The following is a 17,011-nucleotide window of genomic DNA, read 5'->3' on the forward strand; positions in this document are numbered from 1 at the left end:
GTGGCGATAGCGAGACGGCCACACCCGTTCCCATGCCGAACACGGAAGTTAAGCGTCTCAGCGCCGAAAGTAGTTGGGGGATCTCCCCCTGTGAGGATAGGACGTTGCCAGGCAACAACGCAGTAGACGATCAAGCATATGCTTGATCGTCTTTTTTTCATAGTCAATAGTTAAGGAGGAATAACAGATGGCTCCTTCTCGGAAAAATCCTTTTACATTTCTAGAGACTCTAGAACAGCATGTGAGTGAACATCGCGTATCTTTTCACGTCCCGGGGCATCATAATGGTACCGTGACTGATCATACGTTACCGAGTGCATTTGCCAAGGTGATGCCATATGACCTGACGGAACTGGCACATTTAGATGATTTGCATGACGCTTCTGGGATTATCGATCAAGCTGAAAAAGCATTGGGTAAACTGTATGAAAGTAAAAGTAAGTGGCTCGTCAATGGTTCAACTGTTGGAAATTGGAGCATGCTTGCGGCAACTGTAAAACGTGGTGAGCGAGTATACGTTCAACGAAACTCACATAAGTCGGTTTGGAACGCAATTGAATGGCTAGGGTTAGAACCAATCCTATTAACACCTACAATTGAACGTGGGACAGGAATTCCAACCGTGGTGACATTAGAAACGATTGAACAGGCTGTTCAAGAATTCCCGGGAGGACGAGCCGTCATGTTAACGTCTCCTACGTACTATGGAGACATGGCTGATATTCGTGCGATTTCAAATTATTTGTTTTCACTTGAGATTCCATTACTCGTCGATGAAGCACATGGTGCCCATTTAATTCATCCTAAATTGCTTCAGCGTTCTGCGATTTTTGAGGGAGCGAGTGCAGTTGTACAGTCTGCACATAAAACGCTACCTGCATTGACGATGGGAGCTTGGATTCATTATAAAGAAGACATCGATGAAATTCGGTTAAAGCATGCATTATCTTCATTTCAGACATCAAGTCCTTCTTATCTTATTATGGCTTCATTAGACTACGCACGGTCCTATTTAGAAAGTCTAACGGACGAAGCATGGTCTTCTATTCAAAAGAGTCATGCTCATTTTGTGCTTGAGCTGAAGCGTGCAGGTTTTACTGTCAAAGTGGGGGACGATTTTACGAAAGTAACGGTCATGACGTATCCGAAAAATGGATTAGTCTTTAGTGAACATCTTGCATCAATCGGAATCGATATTGAATTAGCTGCAGTGGATCATGTGTTATTCTGTTTGCCATTAAGGGAAATAACAAAGCAGGAAATTGAGCATTGGATTAAATTGATTAAAAAGGCAGCTACACATGTCCCGATCATTGATGAGGATGAAACGATTTTTCCTTTCCCTCAAACACAACGTGTATCTGAACTCTATACGTTAATAGGGAATGAGCAAGTGCAACGTTTATCCTTCAAACAAGCAATCGGATTTGTTTCAGCAGAAACGGTGATTCCATATCCACCAGGGATTCCATGGATTCTAAAAGGAGAGCGGATTACCGAGGAAAAAATACGTGTGCTCCTAGAGTGGATTTCCTTAGGGAGGAAGCTTCAAGCAAGTAAGCATGTTATGATAGAGCAAATTGACGTTATTGTAGAGGAGTTTTAAAAAGTGAGCGGAATGTTTATAACGGTTGAAGGACCAGATGGATCAGGTAAGTCTACACAACTTCAACTATTAGTCGAGAGTCTAAAACAAAAAGGATATGACATCGTTGTAACCCGTGAACCTGGAGGAACAACTGTGGGCAATCAAATCCGCGAAGTCTTATTATCCCCGGATCATCATGAGATGACACCACGAGTGGAAATGATGCTTTATGCTGCTTCACGAGCACAAAATGTGGAACAAGTGATTCGTCCGGCATTGGAGCGAGGGGCAATCGTTCTGTGTGATCGATTCATCGATGCATCTATTGCTTATCAAGGATACGGTTTACAATATGACCTTGATCAAATCCAATCGCTGAATGAATGGGCAACGAACGGTTTGACACCGGATTTGACTTTCTTGTTTGATTTAAGCCCTGAAAGAGCGAATGCACGAATGAAAGATCGAGGGCAACTCGATCGGATTGAAAGTCGTGATCAAGCGTTCCATGAGCGTGTTTACGAAGGATTTCAAACGTTACTTAAACAGTACCCAGAGCGAATCATCCGAGTTGATGCCGATCAATCGATTGAATGTATTCAAGATGAGGTACTCGATTATACAATAGAACGATTACAACAAGGAGGCGTACAACAATGATGAAAATGGTAATTGCAATTGTACATGATAAGGATAGCGCACGTTTGTCTGACGCATTGGTCGAACAAGATTTTCGTGCAACGAAATTAGCTACAACAGGCGGATTTTTAAAAGAAGGGAATACAACGTTTATGATGGGTATTCCACAGGAACGTCTCGATGATTTAATGGATGTGATTCAATCGAACTGTTCGAGTCGCGATCAAATGATTACACCAATCTCTCCAATGGGAGGACATGCTGACTCGTATATTCCTTATCCGGTCGAAGTACAAGTTGGAGGTGCGACTGTATTCGTCTTGCCGATTGAAGGATTCCATCAGTTTTAATGGGAGTTGGGCATATGCGTTTTCAGGAATTAAATGAGTCGCAAACAGTTGTTGCTCGAATCATTCAAAATTCAATCATTTCGAATAAAGTTGGGCATGCGTACATCTTTTCGGGCGATTATGAACCATACTTAATTGAAACAGCCACATTGTTTGCGAAAGCCTTGTTTTGTGAATCCCCACAAGGAGCAGAACCGTGTGGAGTGTGTCGAAATTGTCGACGCATGGATTCAAAAAACATTGTTGACTATATCGAAGTGGAGCCGGACGGAGCTAGCATTAAAAAAGAACAGATTCAACAACTACTCAGCGACCTATCATTACGAGGTGCTGAAGGAGATCGCCAAGTGTATGTCATCCATCAAGCTCATAAGATGACGACTCAAGCGGCAAATAGTTTATTGAAGTTCTTTGAGGAACCAGGTGTGGGAAAACTTGCTATTTTGGTGACGACACAACCACAGTTACTTCTTCCAACGATTCGTTCGCGAGCTCAACAACTTGCTTTTCGCCCGATTGACCGCGCGAAGTTAGCACAAACGATGTCAGAAGAATTGTCGTGTACGTACGATTTGGCTTACCTTGCTTTAACCGTTTATCCAAAATGGGATGATGCGAAAGAAGCAGTTGAGCAGGAGTGGTTTGTACAGGCGTATGGGCTAGTGGTACAATTAATTGAAGTATTGACGAAACGACCTCAAGAGTTGCTCTTGTTCGCCCAGGAAAAATGGTTAGGACATTTTAAAGGACGAAATGAGTTACGAGTTGGCCTCGAATTATTCGAACATTGGTTAGAGGAGGCACTTCATCTCAAAGTTCGAGATACGTATACTCCAAAGCTATTTAAGAACGAGGCGGCTTTATATAACGCATTTATTCAGAATCGATCTGTCTCTAAACTCACACATGCAATTGAAAGTGTGCATGCGGCAATTCGACGTCTCGAGGCAAACGTCAATCCTCAATTAACTTTCGAACGACTTTCGTTCGATTTGCAGAAAGGATAGAAGCGCGTGCTTGAAGTAGTTGGAGTCCGCTTTAAAGAAGCGGGAAAAATCTATTACTTTTCACCAGGCGATGCAACGCTTAAACGTGGGGAACATGTCATCGTTGAAACGGTACGTGGCATTGAGTATGGCGAAGTCGTCCAAGTCGATAAAAAGCTCGGCGAAGATGAAGTCGTCATGCCGTTGAAGACAATCCTTCGCGTCGCGGACCAAAAGGATGCGGATATCGTACGCGATAATCGACTGGCAGCCGTTGATGCTCACGCCGTCTGTGAAGAAAAAATTCGAGAACATCAATTAGACATGAAGTTAGTCGATGTTGAGTATACATTTGATCGCAATAAAGTGATCTTTTATTTTACTGCCGAGGGTCGCGTCGACTTTCGAGAATTGGTAAAGGACTTGGCTAGCGTGTTTCGGACACGGATCGAACTCCGACAAATCGGTGTTCGTGACGAAGCGAAGCTACTAAGTGGGATTGGACCATGTGGTCGAGTTCTTTGTTGTTCGTCATTTCTTGGGGAGTTTGAACCAGTTTCCATCAAAATGGCCAAAGACCAGAATCTTTCGTTAAATCCGAATAAAATTTCTGGAGTGTGTGGTCGTTTGATGTGCTGTTTAAAATATGAGAATGACACATACGAAGAATTAAAACGCGATTTACCAGACGTCGGCAAGCGAATCAAAATTCCAGAAGGTGATGGTCGTGTAATCGGTCTCAACATTTTGGACCAACTTATTCAAGTTGAACTTCACGATCGGACGCGTGTCGTCACATATACGATTGATGAACTTGTTGAAGTGGGTGCGATTAAACGAAAACCGTCAAAACAGTGATGGGGTGCTGAGCAGTGGAAAGAATGGACAAAAAAGAAGTGATGATGCGTGTAGATGCGATCGAGCAACAGATGCAACTCTTAACGGAGCACTTAGGCGTATTAAAAGAACAGCTCGCCTATTTGCTTGAAGAGAATCAGCATATGTATCTAGAGAATCATCACTTGCGCGAAAAAGTCGAACAATTGGCAGAAGTTGATACGACAAATGGTGATTCACAAATCGCATTGTCTGGAAAAGGGCAGAACAATTTGGCTGCGCTGTATCAAGAAGGATTCCATATTTGTAACCTCCATTACGGACAGGTACGAAAAGATGGGGATTGTCTCTTCTGTTTGTCGATGCTCAATAAACATTAATACGGGGCGATAGATAGGGATTCCCTATCCGTCGCCTTTCTTTTATAGAAGGAGGAAACAATGGTAACGGTAAAGGATGGAGAGCGCCTTGATGATCTGCTTGGACGCCCTGGCAAGATTATTCAAAGTGACGATGTGTTCTCGTTTTCATTAGATGCGGTACTACTGGCGGAGTTTGTATGGGTACCGATTCAAAAAGGGCAATTGGTCGATTTGTGCGCCGGTACGGGAGCAATCCCACTTTTCTTGTCGTATCGTACAAAAGGAACGATTACAGGTGTAGAGATTCAATCGAAACTCGTCGATATGGCGAATCGAAGCATGGCGGTCAATCGCCTCGAGAATCGAATTCAAGTTCTAGAAGGTGACGTCAAAACGGCAGCGGCACAACTTGGGCACGCTCGTTATGATGTGGTCACGTGTAATCCCCCATATTTTCTAGCAAATGAAACGTCATTACGGAATCAAAACGAACATCATACCATTGCACGCCATGAGGTGTTGTGCACGCTAGAAGATTGTATTAAAACGGCTAGTCAACTCGTCAAACCAGGAGGGAAAGTGGCGTTCGTGCATCGGCCAGAACGTTTACTCGATATCCTGACATTGATGCGTACCTACCGAATTGAACCGAAGCGAATGCAGCTCGTATATCCGAAAGCTGGACGCGAAGCGAATACGTTATTAATCGAGGGATCGAAAGATGGAAAAGCAGGTCTTAAAATTTTACCACCATTTGTTGTATATGAAGAAGACGATACGTATACGGAAGCGATGCGAGCCATTCTTGATGCCTAAACATTATACGTATATCGTGGAATGTCAGGACGGGACATATTATACAGGCTATACAACGAATGTGGAAAAGAGAATCATTGCACATAATGCCGGGAAAGGGGCGAAGTATACGAAAGCTCGCCTTCCCGTACGACTTCGGTATGTGCAATCGTTCGATACGAAACGGGAGGCCATGCAATACGAATGGTCCATTAAACAATTGACCCGCGCGCAAAAAGAGAAGTTGATGGAGGGGACGACTAATGAATTCACAGAAGAGTTATCAAACTGAACAACCAACATTGTATGTCGTACCAACGCCAATCGGCAATTTGGAAGATATGACATATCGAGCGGTGCGAACGCTTCAAGAAGTGGATTTAATCGCAGCGGAAGACACTCGCCAAACGATGAAGCTTTGTCGCCACTTTGAAATTCCGACAAAACTGATTAGCTATCATGAACACAACAAAGAAGTAAGTGGACCGAGACTGATTGAAGATCTTTTGGCTGGAAAGTCGGTTGCGGTTGTTTCTGATGCTGGAATGCCTGGTATTTCAGATCCGGGGAGTGATCTCGTACGGTTAGCCATCGAGGCAAACATTCCGGTGGTCGTCTTACCAGGTGCCAATGCAGCGCTAACGGCATTGGTTGCTTCAGGTCTTCCGACAGAACGTTTCCTCTATTACGGTTTTTTGCCACGTAAAAAGAAAGATCGCATCGATGTCCTCGAATCGATTCAATATGAGCTGGGCACGATTGTTTTTTATGAAGCCCCTCATCGATTAAAGGAAATGTTAACAGCGATTCGACAAGTGTTTGGTAACCGTCAGCTCGTATTAGGTAGAGAGTTAACCAAAACGTTCGAAGAGTTTTTGAGAGGGTCAGTCGATGAAGCGTTACAGTGGTGCGAAGGTGAAGTACGCGGAGAGTTCGTCGTTCTTGTGAGCGGTGCGACAGAAGCGGCACCTACGACAATGTGGTGGGAAGCGCTCTCTGTCTATGAACATGTTGTTCATTATATAGAAGAGGGACTGAAGCCGAACGCGGCCATTAAGCAGACCGCAAAAGACCGTGGTGAATCACGAAACGATGTATATGATGCGTATCATCAACTGCACAAAAAAGAGTAAGCAAGGAAATCCTTGCTTACTCTTCGCTGTAGTAGTTTTCGAGCATGTTCTTCAATTCAACGAGAACACGTTGTGCACCTTCTGGTGACAAGATGAGTTTGCCATCTGCCAATTTGAAGTTATCGTCTGATACTTCACCTGTAACTTGGCAAGTCATGTTTGGCTTATATTTTTTCAAAACGATTTGATCGTTGTCGACGTAAATCTCGAGAGCATCTTTCTCTGCGATCCCAAGTGTACGGCGCAATTCGATTGGAATAACGACACGACCAAGCTCATCAACCTTACGAACAATACCTGTAGATTTCATTTGTGTTTCCTCCTCCAATGGTGTCGAAATCTCGTGGTGACATGAATCGTCAAAATTCGACAATGTGACTACAGCAAAAAGCATACTAAACTTTCCAATTGCAGTCAACTGCTTACTATCTGGAAAAGCAATTTTTCGAAATTTGTCGAATCAAGAGCGATATATACCTAAATTTCCCCGATAGTTTGAACTTGAAACAAAGAAAGGGTATTTTTGGAACATTTATGACGAACTAAACGCAAAATAATTCCAAACAATTAGGTTTGGAAATTCTTTTGTCGAACCGTGTATAATGAGAATTGCATATGTCGAAAGGATGGAGAATAAATCATGGCGAAGCCGACTTTTTATATTACAACCCCAATTTATTATCCGAGTGCAAAATTGCATATCGGACACGCATATACCACGGTAGCAGGTGATGCGGTTGCTCGCTACAAACGTTTAAAAGGATTTGACGTCCGCTATTTGACGGGAACGGATGAGCATGGTCAAAAGATTCAAGAAAAGGCGAAAGAAGCAGGTGTGACGCCACAAGCCTTCGTCGATGAAGTTGTAGAAGAAATCAAAGTCTTATGGGACCGTCTTGAGATCTCATACGATGATTACATCCGTACGACAGAAGACCGTCACAAGAAGGTTGTCGAACACGTCTTTGAAACGTTACTTAAAAATGGAGACATTTATCTTGGTGAATACGAAGGATGGTATTCTGTACCAGATGAGACGTACTATACAGAGTCCCAGCTTGTCGATGGAAAAAGTCCTGACAGCGGACATCCGGTCGAGCTTGTGCGCGAAGAGTGCTATTTCTTCCGTCTCAGCAAATATGCGGATCGCTTGATTGAATATTTCGAGTCACATCCTGATTTCATCTTGCCAGAATCTCGTAAGACAGAGATGATCAATAACTTCTTGAAGCCAGGTCTGCAAGATTTAGCTGTATCACGTACAACATTTGATTGGGGCGTACAAGTCCCATCGAACCCAAAACACGTCGTTTACGTATGGGTCGACGCGCTCACGAACTATATCTCGTCACTCGGGTACGGGACAGACAACGACGAGCTCTTCAATCGCTATTGGCCGGCAGATGTCCATTTAGTCGGAAAGGAAATCGTTCGTTTCCATACGATTATTTGGCCAGCTCTCTTAATGGCGCTTGACCTTCCATTACCAAAACAAGTGTTTGCGCATGGTTGGTTGCTCATGAAAGACGGGAAGATGTCGAAATCAAAAGGAAACGTGGTAGATCCGATTCCGTTGATTGACCGCTACGGATTGGATTCTGTTCGTTACTATCTTCTTCGTGAAGTACCATTCGGAGCAGACGGTACATTCACACCGGAAGCGTTCGTCGATCGCTTGAACTTTGATTTAGCGAACGATCTCGGGAACTTATTGAATCGTACCATCGCGATGATTAAAAAGTATTTCGATGGGAATATTCCGGCGTACAACGGAAATGTCACAGCGTTTGATGACGCGTTATTGAGCATGGTGAAAGAAACGACTCGTAAAACAGAAGAAGCCATGGAACACATGGAGTTTTCGGTCGCCCTCACAAACATCTGGCAGCTCGTCAGCCGTGCGAATAAATATATTGATGAGACGCAGCCGTGGGTACTCGTGAAAGATGAATCGAAGCGCGAAGAACTCGCTTCTGTCATGACACACCTCGCGGGCGTACTTCGTCACGTTGCCATCATGATTCAACCGTTCATGACACGTGCACCGAAAGAAATGTTCCGTCAGCTCGGACTCGAAGGGGAAGACATGTCTTGGGAAGCGTTAGAGACGTTTGCCGACTTCAATAACGCTGTCGTGACAGACGGGACACCAATCTTCCCACGTCGTGACGTGAAGGAAGAAGTGGATGCGATCCAAGAAATGATGCGTCAAGCATCGAAAGCGCGGATTGAGGAAACGGAGATAGCGACAGAAGAAGTCGATGAAGACGTTCGTCCTGAAATCACAATTGATGTCTTTGATCAGGTCGAATTCCGTGTCGGTCAAATCGTGGAAGCTGATAAGATCAAAAAAGCGAAAAAACTGTTGAAACTTCAAGTCGATCTCGGGAAAGAGACGCGTCAAATCGTGTCAGGTATTGCTGAATGGTATGCCCCTGAAGATTTAGTTGGCAAGAAAGTGATTGTTGTCGCAAACTTGAAACCAGTCAAGCTCCGTGGAGAATTATCACAAGGGATGATTTTAGCTGCGGACCGTGACGGCAAGTTAGAACTTGCGACAGTCTCTGATCAAATGCCGAACGGTGCCATCGTCAAATAATGAAATGGGGGAGACCACGGTCTCCCTCTCTTTTTCTAAGGAGGAACCAAGATGTTGATTGATACACACACGCACATTAATGCGGAGCAGTTCAATGAAGATGTGGAGGAGACGATTGAGCGGGCAAGAGAAGCCGGCGTTTCTCCGCTACTCGTCGTCGGATTTGATACGCCGACCATCGACCGAGCCATCGAGCTAGCCGAAACATATGAAGACATCTATGCCATCGTCGGATGGCACCCGGTCGATGCGATCGACTGTACGGATGCGGATTTAGAACGGATCGAGACACTCATGAGTCACCCAAAAGTGATGGCACTCGGTGAAATCGGTCTCGACTATCATTGGGATAAGTCACCGAAAGATGTACAACAGCGCCTATTCCGTCAACAGATTGCCATCGCGAAACGGACAAATATGCCAATCGTCATCCATAACCGCGAAGCAACGGCAGACGTGCTCGATATTTTGGAAGAAGAACATGCAGAGGAAGTCGGTGGGGTCTTCCATAGTTACAGCATGTCAGTAGAACTTCTCCCTCGTTGCCTAGACTTGAACTTCTATATTTCTTTAGGAGGACCGGTCACGTTTAAAAATGCGAAAGTTCCAAAGTTAGTCGCACAAGAAGTACCGTTAGATCGTCTTCTTGTCGAAACGGACTGCCCATACTTGACGCCAACTCCGTTCCGCGGAAAACGAAACGAACCGGCCTATGTGAAGTACGTTGCGGAAGAAATCGCGTCACTTCGAGACATCTCGTATGAGGAGTTGGCAGAAGCGACGACGGTCAACGCGAAGAAACTGTTCCGCCTCCCATGATCAAGCGTGTATTCGCCAGTATAGGCGTGATTGTGACTGCGTCTGTCGCATACGTCATGTTGCAACCTGAACCAATCAAGGTCATCGATGACGGCGTGGTAATTGAGCATGAGACACGGGCCGATTCCGTCCTCGAGGTACTCGAGGAATTGAATATCACGTTAGACGAAACGGATTATGTTACTCCGGCATTGAGCGAGGACGTTCCGGAAGATCGTCTCATTCGAATCGAACGTTCACATGAGGTCTCGCTTCAAATCGGATACGGACAAACAGAAGTCATTCAAACGAGAGAGCGGACCGTAGAGGATGTTTTACTGCGGTACGGGGTGACTGTACGAGACGGAGATACGGTTTATCCGTCTGTACGTACTGCTGTGACGAATGGGATGACAATTCGCTACCAGCCTGTTGTTGGAGTCAATTTAATCGTCGGGCAAGATGCGTCAACCATCTATACGATGGCAACGGATGTAGCACAGTTACTGAGGGAAGCGAATGTTGACGTGACAGAACGTGACACGGTGCTACCAGACGCATCGACACCGATACGGGAAGGAATGACGATTACGGTCAATACGAATCGTGATGTCGTTCAATACGAGAGTCAATTGATTCCGTACGATATGGTCGAGGAAGAAGACGACACGCTTGAAGAAGGTGTGAAGCAAACCGTGCAGGTCGGAGTTCCTGGACTCGAACGGACAAGGTATGCACTTACTGTGGAAAATGGTACAATTACAAATCGTACGAAAACGGATGTCGAGACGTTACGTAAAGCAATGCCACAGATCATCAAAGTCGGGACGAAAAAGGTCACAGAGCCCGTTACAGAGCCTACGACAGCGGACGAGTCGAGCCCATTCATCCCGGAAGCTGAAGTCGAGATAGCAGAGCCACCGAAAACGGACGATGTGTTAGATTTCTCATCCGCGAAGCAGTTACTCGTAGAAGCAACAGCTTATACGAACAATCCAGAAGACACGGTGACGTATGACGGACGAGTACTGACAAGAAGCGGTTATGATGTGACGGATACGATTCTCTTTGAGGGCATGCGCATCATCGCCGTCGACCCGGCCATCATTCCTCTCGGTACCCGCGTGTATGTGGAAGGGATTGGCATGGCGATTGCGCTAGATACGGGAAGTGCGATCAAAGGTCAAAAAATCGACATCATGATGGATGAGTTGGAGGAGGCTGTGACGTTTGGTCGCAAGCCGCTTACCATCTGGGTCATTCCAAAGCAGGAAGAAGAGAAAGAAGGAACAGACAATGCGTGAGAAAATACAAGAAATCATCGTCGTAGAAGGGCGTGACGATACGGCACGACTTCAGGAAGTGTTTGAGGTCGATACGATTGAGACGAATGGCTCTGCCGTATCCGATCAGACGATTGAACGAATTCGCCGTGCGCAAGAGAAGCGTGGGGTCATCATTTTGACCGATCCGGATTATCCGGGAGACCGTATTCGAGCAATCGTCGAAGAGAGGGTCAAAGGGTGTAAACATGCCCATCTGCCACGTGCTGAGGCAAAAGGAAAACGTGGGAAAATCGGAGTGGAACATGCGAGCCCGGAGTCGCTTCGTCGTGTTTTACGCGCCGTGTTTGAACCACGTGTTGAAACGAACCAGCCGATTGTCACGCGAAAAATGGTGTTAGACGCGGATTTGATCGGTGGAGAAGCGGCAGCGAAACGTCGGAAGCGACTCGGTGTATTGCTTCGAATCGGCGAGCCGAATGCGAAACAATTCGTGAAACGAGTCGAGGCGCTCGGCGTCACAGTCGAAGAGTGGGAGCAAGCACTTGCTCAATTAGAGGAGGAACAGGGTTGAAAGATATTGCAACAATCCAACGAACGAAAGCCATTTTAGAGCGGCATGGTTTTTCATTTAAAAAATCGCTCGGTCAAAACTTTTTAATCGATTTAAATATTTTAAGTAAGATTGTCGGTGCGGCGGAACTCAGTGAGTCGAGTGGTGTCCTCGAAATCGGACCAGGGATCGGTTCGTTGACTGAGCAATCGGCCAAGCGTGCCAAGAAAGTCGTGGCGCTTGAAATCGATCAGCGTCTTTTACCGATTCTGGATGATACGATGTCTCCGTATCCTCACGTGAAAGTCATCCATGGAGATGCTTTAGAATTAAATTTACGTGAGATTGTAGAGCAAGAATTTTTGAAAGAAGGCATTGAAGACATCTCGGTTGTTGCCAACTTACCATACTATGTCACCACACCGATTATCATGCGATTGCTTGAAAGTGGTGTGAAATTCCGCGCGCTCGTGATGATGATTCAAAAAGAAGTGGCAGAGCGGATTGGGGCGAAACCCGGGACGAAGGCATACGGTTCGCTATCGATTGCGATTCAGTATTACGCAGAGGCAGAAGTCAGTTTTGTCGTTCCAAAGAACGTGTTTATTCCGGCGCCGAACGTCGATTCGGCAGTCATTACACTCCGTATGCGCAAAGAGCCGGCGGTGCAGGTGAAAGACGAAGCCTTTTTCTTTGATATCGCACGCGCAAGCTTCGCACAACGCCGTAAAACCATTCTGAACAACTTAACAAACTATATTGGAAAAGAACACAAAGTCGAACTTGAACGCGCGCTCCATGAGGCAGGAATCGATCCGAAACGTCGGGGAGAGACGTTAAGCCTAGAAGAATTCGCACGATTGTCTGACACAATTTTACCACTTAAAAATAGTTGACGACCTTAAAACGAGTCGTTATAATATTAAACTTTATTTTCATATTCAATTATGCTATACTTGTAACAGTGAGGTGAAGCGTATGCCAAAGACGTTACAAGAAATCAGACAGAAACTCGAATCGCATGTTGGTGAACGATTGACGTTGAAAGCAAACGGCGGTCGTAAGAAAGTCGTTACTCGGTTTGGAACGCTCGTTGAGACATATCCTGCGGTGTTCGTTGTGAAATTGGATGAAGACCTGCATAATGTGGAACGTGTCTCGTATAGCTACGCTGATGTCCTAACGGATACAGTTAAAATTGAATTCGGCAATTGATTTATAAATGAGGGGCGGATGCATTGGCAGCTGCTTCTTTTTTTGTGCGCCTGTTTACGGTACAATGTCGAACAGGAGACAAATGGGAAGGGTGAACGTGATGCGCACGATCAGTGTGAAAGCGCCGGCAAAAATTAATTTGACGCTCGATGTCCTCGGAAAGCGTCCGGACGGCTATCATGAAGTAGAAATGGTAATGACGACAGTCGATTTAGCAGACCGCTTAGAGTTGACGATTTTAGATTCGGATGAGATTCGGATTCAATCAGAGCACGCCTATGTGCCGAATGATCATCGGAACTTGGCATATCGTGCAGCAGAGTTGTTGCGGGAACGTTTTAATATTCAACAAGGTGTGGAGATTGTACTCGATAAACAAATTCCAGTGGCAGCTGGGCTTGCTGGTGGCTCGAGTGATGCGGCGGCGACGCTTCGTGGGATGAACGAGTTATTCTCGTTAAACTTGTCATTAGAGGAGCTAGCAGAGCTCGGTGCGGAGATCGGGTCTGACGTTTCATTTTGTGTCATCGGTGGGACAGCCATTGCTCGAGGTCGTGGTGAACAGTTAGAAATGATTCCGGCACCGCCGCCATGCTACGTCGTACTCGGAAAGCCCAAGCTAGGAGTATCGACTGCAGATGTGTATCGCGCCGTGCGTATGGATGAAGTTCATCATCCGAACACAGGTGCCATGGTAGAAGCGATTCGTCAAAAAGATTTTCATGGGATTTGCGAAAATCTTGGAAACTCGCTCGAGAGTGTGACGCTCAAGCTTCATCCGGAAGTAAAACAAATCAAAGAAACGATGCGGCATTGTGGGGCAGAAGGTGTTCTCATGAGCGGTAGTGGACCGACTGTCTTTGCGCTCATTGAGCATGAGCAAAAGGCGCATCGCATCTATAATGGTCTAAAAGGATTTTGCCCAGAAGTGTTCGTCGTTCGGATTCTCGGCAAAAGACATTGAACAAAAACGAATGAAAGTGATATATTCTCAATAGAACATTCGTTTATTATTGAAGATGTGAAGGAGAATCCGTATGAAAATTCGTAGAAGTGGTCGTCTCGTCGATATGACCCGTTATTTGCTTGACCATCCGCATCAGCTTGTCTCGTTGTCGATGTTTTCAAGTCGCTATAAAGCCGCAAAATCGTCAATCAGTGAAGACCTTGTCATCGTGAGTGAGATGCTGTCTCATGATGGAATTGGAAAGCTTGTGACCGTTCCTGGTGCAGCGGGCGGTGTGATGTTCATCCCAGGCTGGAGTAAAGAAAAATCCCTTGAGATGATTGATACGCTCTGTGAACAATTATCAAAACCTGAGCGGCTCTTACCAGGGGGCTATCTCTACCTCACAGATGTATTAGGCAATCCGAGTCAGGTGAAACCGATGGGACAAGTCTTTGCGTCCGTATTTGCCGATCGTAAAGTCGATGTGGTCATGACGATTGCGACGAAAGGAATTCCCCTTGCTTATGCTGTCGCAGAACAATTAGGTGTACCATTTGTCATCGTCCGTTCAGATAGTCGTGTAACGGAAGGATCGACGGTCAGTATCAATTATGTATCAGGTTCTTCGAAGGCGATTCGCACAATGGCGCTCGCACGTCGTAGTCTGCCGCGTGGCGCGAATGTGCTCTTGATCGATGACTTCATGAAAGCAGGGGGAACGATTCGGGGGATGATGAGTCTCTTGAATGAATTCGAAGCAAACCTTGCGGGTGTTGGTGTCTTGATGGAAGCAGAGGGCGCCGAGAAGAAGATGGTCAGCGAATACGTCAGCTTGATGAAATTGACGAACGTCGACCCAGATGAAGGTCTTGTCACCATTTCACGGGGGAATGTGGAACAGTTCCTAAAATGATTGGCAAAATTTTGATTTCGATTTATGATTAGAGGGTATAGAGTTATCAATATCGAGTCATGACGTTCGTTCGAAACCAACTGAACCTTACAGAAGACCACACCATGGCATAGACAACGATGAAAAAGGGGATGCGAAACATGCAGATCACAGACGTAAAAATTCGCAAAGTCGCGACAGAAGGCAGAATGAAAGCATTGGCCTCAATCACACTTGACCATGAATTCGTTGTACATGACCTTCGAATCATCGAAGGGAGTAGCGGTCTATTTGTCGCCATGCCGAGCAAACGGACACCAGAAGGTATTTTTCGGGACATCGCGCATCCGATTAACGGGGAGATGCGACAGAAAGTTGAAGCGGCTGTATTGGAAACCTATTCCAATATGGAAGTGGATGTACTGGACCCCCAGCACGTGTCGTACGGCACGAATGAATGATATCAAACAGCGGTTAGATTACCTACCGCTGTTTTTTTGCGTTTCATTGGTTAAGGAATGGTACAACTATTGAAACGAAGGCATGGTTTCGATATAGTAGAAACGGTGTAAATAGGATTTAGTTGCAGAAAAGCCGAACTATACAGACCAATCACAGCTGTTGTGAGATAGGAGCGAATGAAGAATGGAGCGTTTTGCAGTCATTTTGGCAGCAGGAAAAGGGACGCGAATGAAGTCGAAGCTTTATAAAGTACTTCATCCGGTTCTAGGAAAACCGATGGTCGAGCACGTTGTCGACCAGTTAGACCAAATCGGTGTCAGTCGTCAAATCGTAATCGTTGGCCATGGGGCGGAAGCGGTACAAGATACGCTCGGCACACGAGTGGAATATGCGGTCCAAGAAGAACAACTTGGAACCGGGCATGCTGTTCAAATGGCAGAAGCAGAGCTTGCGGGTAAAGCAGGGGCGACACTTGTCGTCTGCGGAGATACACCGTTACTAACGGCAGAAACGTTGGAAGCCCTTCTCGCTCATCACGAAGCGCAACAAGCGAAAGTTACTGTGTTGACTGCGATTGCAGATGATGCGACAGGATACGGTCGTGTCGTTCGTGGTGAAGATGGGAACGTGACGAAAGTCGTTGAGCATAAAGATGCTTCTGAGACAGAACTTGCCATCAATGAAATCAATACGGGAACGTACGTGTTCGATAACGAGTTATTGTTCGACGCGCTCAAACAAGTCGGAAACAATAACGCGCAAGGCGAATACTACTTGCCTGACGTCATCTCGATTGCAAAAGAAGCTGGCGAAGTCGTCGCAGCACATACAGCGCCAACGTTTGATGAGACAATCGGGGTCAATGACCGCGTTGCCTTGTCACAGGCGGAAGCAATCATGCGTAAACGTACGAACGAACGTCTCATGCGTGAAGGTGTCACGTTCATGGACCCGGCATCGACGTATATTTCTCCAGATGTGGTGATTGGTTCGGATACAATCATCTATCCGGGTACGGTCATCCTTGGGAAGACGACAATTGGTTCGGAATGTGTCATCGGACCGAACTCAGACATCCGCAACAGTGTGATTGAAGATCATGCAGTCGTACGTCAGTCTGTCGTGACAGATAGCAAAATCGGTGAAGCGGCTCAGGTCGGACCGTTCGCTCACTTGCGTCAACAAGCTGTACTTGGTGCGAACACACGCGTCGGAAACTTCGTCGAGATTAAAAAATCGTCGTTTGGTGACGGTGCGAAAGCTTCGCACTTGAGCTACATCGGGGATGCGTCAATCGGCGAACGTGTCAACTTAGGTTGTGGATCAATCACGGTAAACTATGACGGCAAGAACAAGTTCGAGACAGTGGTAGAAGACGATGCGTTCGTCGGCTGCAACGTCAACTTGATTGCCCCGGTAAAAGTCGGAAAAGGTGCGATTGTCGCAGCCGGTTCGACGATTACGAATGACGTACCGGAAGAGGCGCTCGCGATTGCACGTGAACGCCAAACAAATAAAGAAGGTTACTCAAAACGATAACTTGCTGCCAATCATTATGGAAAACGATGGA

At 45.9% G+C, this 17,011-nt stretch carries 20 protein-coding genes and 1 rRNA gene; 20 read left to right on the top strand and 1 reads right to left on the bottom strand.

Annotated features, from left to right (window positions below):
- The 10 genes from rrf to rsmI form a co-directional block, all read left to right on the top strand.
- A 5S ribosomal RNA gene (rrf, locus tag LCM29_RS14690) occupies positions 1-113 on the top strand; the annotation flags it as partial.
- Between the two features lie 74 nt (positions 114-187).
- Positions 188-1,606, top strand: a complete 1,419-nt coding sequence (locus LCM29_RS14695) for an aminotransferase class I/II-fold pyridoxal phosphate-dependent enzyme (protein WP_224863710.1) — start codon at positions 188-190, stop codon at positions 1,604-1,606.
- Between the two features lie 3 nt (positions 1,607-1,609).
- Positions 1,610-2,248, top strand: a complete 639-nt coding sequence (tmk, locus tag LCM29_RS14700) for a dTMP kinase (RefSeq protein WP_083600200.1) — start codon at positions 1,610-1,612, stop codon at positions 2,246-2,248.
- Positions 2,248-2,577 (top strand): cyclic-di-AMP receptor, encoded by a 330-nt coding sequence (locus tag LCM29_RS14705; RefSeq protein ID WP_031421800.1) that lies wholly within the window; start codon positions 2,248-2,250, stop codon positions 2,575-2,577. The genes tmk and LCM29_RS14705 overlap by 1 nt, the downstream gene beginning before the upstream one ends.
- A 14-nt stretch (positions 2,578-2,591) precedes the next feature.
- Positions 2,592-3,584, top strand: a complete 993-nt coding sequence (locus LCM29_RS14710; RefSeq protein WP_224863712.1) for a DNA polymerase III subunit delta' — start codon at positions 2,592-2,594, stop codon at positions 3,582-3,584.
- A gap of 6 nt (positions 3,585-3,590) precedes the next feature.
- Positions 3,591-4,421, top strand: coding sequence for a stage 0 sporulation family protein (locus LCM29_RS14715; protein WP_074036570.1), 831 nt, complete (start codon positions 3,591-3,593; stop codon positions 4,419-4,421).
- A 23-nt stretch (positions 4,422-4,444) separates the two neighbouring features.
- Positions 4,445-4,780, top strand: a complete 336-nt coding sequence (yabA, locus tag LCM29_RS14720; RefSeq protein WP_012727746.1) for a DNA replication initiation control protein YabA — start codon at positions 4,445-4,447, stop codon at positions 4,778-4,780.
- Positions 4,781-4,840: 60 nt separating this feature from the next.
- Positions 4,841-5,578 carry a tRNA1(Val) (adenine(37)-N6)-methyltransferase gene (locus LCM29_RS14725; RefSeq protein WP_224863714.1) on the top strand — a complete coding sequence of 246 codons (738 nt, stop codon included), beginning with the start codon at positions 4,841-4,843 and terminating at the stop codon, positions 5,576-5,578.
- Positions 5,571-5,849 carry a GIY-YIG nuclease family protein gene (locus LCM29_RS14730; protein ID WP_074036574.1) on the top strand — a complete coding sequence of 93 codons (279 nt, stop codon included), beginning with the start codon at positions 5,571-5,573 and terminating at the stop codon, positions 5,847-5,849. Before LCM29_RS14725 ends, LCM29_RS14730 begins: the two co-directional genes overlap by 8 nt.
- Complete coding sequence (gene rsmI, locus LCM29_RS14735; RefSeq protein ID WP_224863716.1) at positions 5,821-6,690, top strand: 16S rRNA (cytidine(1402)-2'-O)-methyltransferase; 870 nt, start codon at positions 5,821-5,823, stop codon at positions 6,688-6,690. Before LCM29_RS14730 ends, rsmI begins: the two co-directional genes overlap by 29 nt.
- 16 nt (positions 6,691-6,706) lie before the next feature.
- On the opposite strand, the gene LCM29_RS14740 is transcribed toward rsmI, so the two are convergent.
- Positions 6,707-7,000 carry an AbrB/MazE/SpoVT family DNA-binding domain-containing protein gene (locus LCM29_RS14740; RefSeq protein WP_012727742.1) on the bottom strand — a complete coding sequence of 98 codons (294 nt, stop codon included), beginning with the start codon at positions 6,998-7,000 and terminating at the stop codon, positions 6,707-6,709.
- A 330-nt stretch (positions 7,001-7,330) separates the two neighbouring features.
- Between LCM29_RS14740 and metG the strand changes: the two genes are divergently transcribed.
- The 10 genes from metG to glmU all read left to right on the top strand — a co-directional run bounded on the left by metG (position 7,331) and on the right by glmU (position 16,980).
- Positions 7,331-9,289, top strand: a complete 1,959-nt coding sequence (gene metG / locus LCM29_RS14745) for a methionine--tRNA ligase (protein WP_224863718.1) — start codon at positions 7,331-7,333, stop codon at positions 9,287-9,289.
- Positions 9,290-9,340: 51 nt separating this feature from the next.
- Positions 9,341-10,108 carry a TatD family hydrolase gene (locus tag LCM29_RS14750; protein WP_214786193.1) on the top strand — a complete coding sequence of 256 codons (768 nt, stop codon included), beginning with the start codon at positions 9,341-9,343 and terminating at the stop codon, positions 10,106-10,108.
- 32 nt (positions 10,109-10,140) lie between these two features.
- A complete protein-coding gene (locus LCM29_RS14755; RefSeq protein ID WP_224863720.1) occupies positions 10,141-11,391 on the top strand; it encodes a ubiquitin-like domain-containing protein in 1,251 nt (416 codons plus the stop codon).
- Complete coding sequence (gene rnmV / locus LCM29_RS14760) at positions 11,384-11,944, top strand: ribonuclease M5 (protein WP_224863722.1); 561 nt, start codon at positions 11,384-11,386, stop codon at positions 11,942-11,944. Before LCM29_RS14755 ends, rnmV begins: the two co-directional genes overlap by 8 nt.
- The gene (gene rsmA / locus LCM29_RS14765; RefSeq protein WP_214749825.1) at positions 11,941-12,819 is read left to right on the top strand and encodes a 16S rRNA (adenine(1518)-N(6)/adenine(1519)-N(6))-dimethyltransferase RsmA; all 879 of its coding nucleotides are present in this window, start codon (positions 11,941-11,943) and stop codon (positions 12,817-12,819) included. The genes rnmV and rsmA overlap by 4 nt, the downstream gene beginning before the upstream one ends.
- A gap of 82 nt (positions 12,820-12,901) precedes the next feature.
- Entirely contained in the window at positions 12,902-13,138 is a 237-nt protein-coding gene (locus LCM29_RS14770; RefSeq protein ID WP_012727736.1) for a Veg family protein, read from the top strand.
- Positions 13,139-13,238: 100 nt separating this feature from the next.
- Positions 13,239-14,102 (top strand): 4-(cytidine 5'-diphospho)-2-C-methyl-D-erythritol kinase, encoded by an 864-nt coding sequence (gene ispE / locus LCM29_RS14775; protein ID WP_214761693.1) that lies wholly within the window; start codon positions 13,239-13,241, stop codon positions 14,100-14,102.
- A 73-nt stretch (positions 14,103-14,175) separates the two neighbouring features.
- Positions 14,176-15,000, top strand: a complete 825-nt coding sequence (purR, locus tag LCM29_RS14780; protein ID WP_012727734.1) for a pur operon repressor — start codon at positions 14,176-14,178, stop codon at positions 14,998-15,000.
- Between the two features lie 140 nt (positions 15,001-15,140).
- A complete protein-coding gene (gene spoVG, locus LCM29_RS14785; RefSeq protein WP_214761672.1) occupies positions 15,141-15,440 on the top strand; it encodes a septation regulator SpoVG in 300 nt (99 codons plus the stop codon).
- Between the two features lie 184 nt (positions 15,441-15,624).
- Complete coding sequence (gene glmU, locus LCM29_RS14790; protein WP_224863724.1) at positions 15,625-16,980, top strand: bifunctional UDP-N-acetylglucosamine diphosphorylase/glucosamine-1-phosphate N-acetyltransferase GlmU; 1,356 nt, start codon at positions 15,625-15,627, stop codon at positions 16,978-16,980.
- The last annotated feature ends 31 nt before the right edge of the window (positions 16,981-17,011 follow it).

The sequence above is a fragment of the Exiguobacterium aestuarii genome, from assembly GCF_020171655.1.
GTDB classification, from domain to species: domain Bacteria; phylum Bacillota; class Bacilli; order Exiguobacteriales; family Exiguobacteriaceae; genus Exiguobacterium; species Exiguobacterium aestuarii_A.

Excerpts from the sequence above, each read along its gene's own strand:
- LCM29_RS14695 (WP_224863710.1), top strand. The coding sequence starts at position 188 with ATGGCTCCTTCTCGGAAAAATCCTTTTACATTTCTAGAGACTCTAGAA.
- LCM29_RS14705 (WP_031421800.1), top strand. The coding sequence starts at position 2,248 with ATGAAAATGGTAATTGCAATTGTACATGATAAGGATAGCGCACGTTTG.
- LCM29_RS14710 (WP_224863712.1), top strand. The coding sequence starts at position 2,592 with ATGCGTTTTCAGGAATTAAATGAGTCGCAAACAGTTGTTGCTCGAATC.
- yabA (WP_012727746.1), top strand. The coding sequence starts at position 4,445 with ATGGACAAAAAAGAAGTGATGATGCGTGTAGATGCGATCGAGCAACAG.
- LCM29_RS14725 (WP_224863714.1), top strand. The coding sequence starts at position 4,841 with ATGGTAACGGTAAAGGATGGAGAGCGCCTTGATGATCTGCTTGGACGC.
- LCM29_RS14730 (WP_074036574.1), top strand. The coding sequence starts at position 5,571 with ATGCCTAAACATTATACGTATATCGTGGAATGTCAGGACGGGACATAT.
- rsmI (WP_224863716.1), top strand. The coding sequence starts at position 5,821 with ATGAATTCACAGAAGAGTTATCAAACTGAACAACCAACATTGTATGTC.
- LCM29_RS14740 (WP_012727742.1), bottom strand. The coding sequence starts at position 7,000 with ATGAAATCTACAGGTATTGTTCGTAAGGTTGATGAGCTTGGTCGTGTC.
- metG (WP_224863718.1), top strand. The coding sequence starts at position 7,331 with ATGGCGAAGCCGACTTTTTATATTACAACCCCAATTTATTATCCGAGT.
- LCM29_RS14750 (WP_214786193.1), top strand. The coding sequence starts at position 9,341 with ATGTTGATTGATACACACACGCACATTAATGCGGAGCAGTTCAATGAA.
- rnmV (WP_224863722.1), top strand. The coding sequence starts at position 11,384 with ATGCGTGAGAAAATACAAGAAATCATCGTCGTAGAAGGGCGTGACGAT.
- LCM29_RS14770 (WP_012727736.1), top strand. The coding sequence starts at position 12,902 with ATGCCAAAGACGTTACAAGAAATCAGACAGAAACTCGAATCGCATGTT.
- ispE (WP_214761693.1), top strand. The coding sequence starts at position 13,239 with ATGCGCACGATCAGTGTGAAAGCGCCGGCAAAAATTAATTTGACGCTC.
- purR (WP_012727734.1), top strand. The coding sequence starts at position 14,176 with ATGAAAATTCGTAGAAGTGGTCGTCTCGTCGATATGACCCGTTATTTG.
- spoVG (WP_214761672.1), top strand. The coding sequence starts at position 15,141 with ATGCAGATCACAGACGTAAAAATTCGCAAAGTCGCGACAGAAGGCAGA.
- glmU (WP_224863724.1), top strand. The coding sequence starts at position 15,625 with ATGGAGCGTTTTGCAGTCATTTTGGCAGCAGGAAAAGGGACGCGAATG.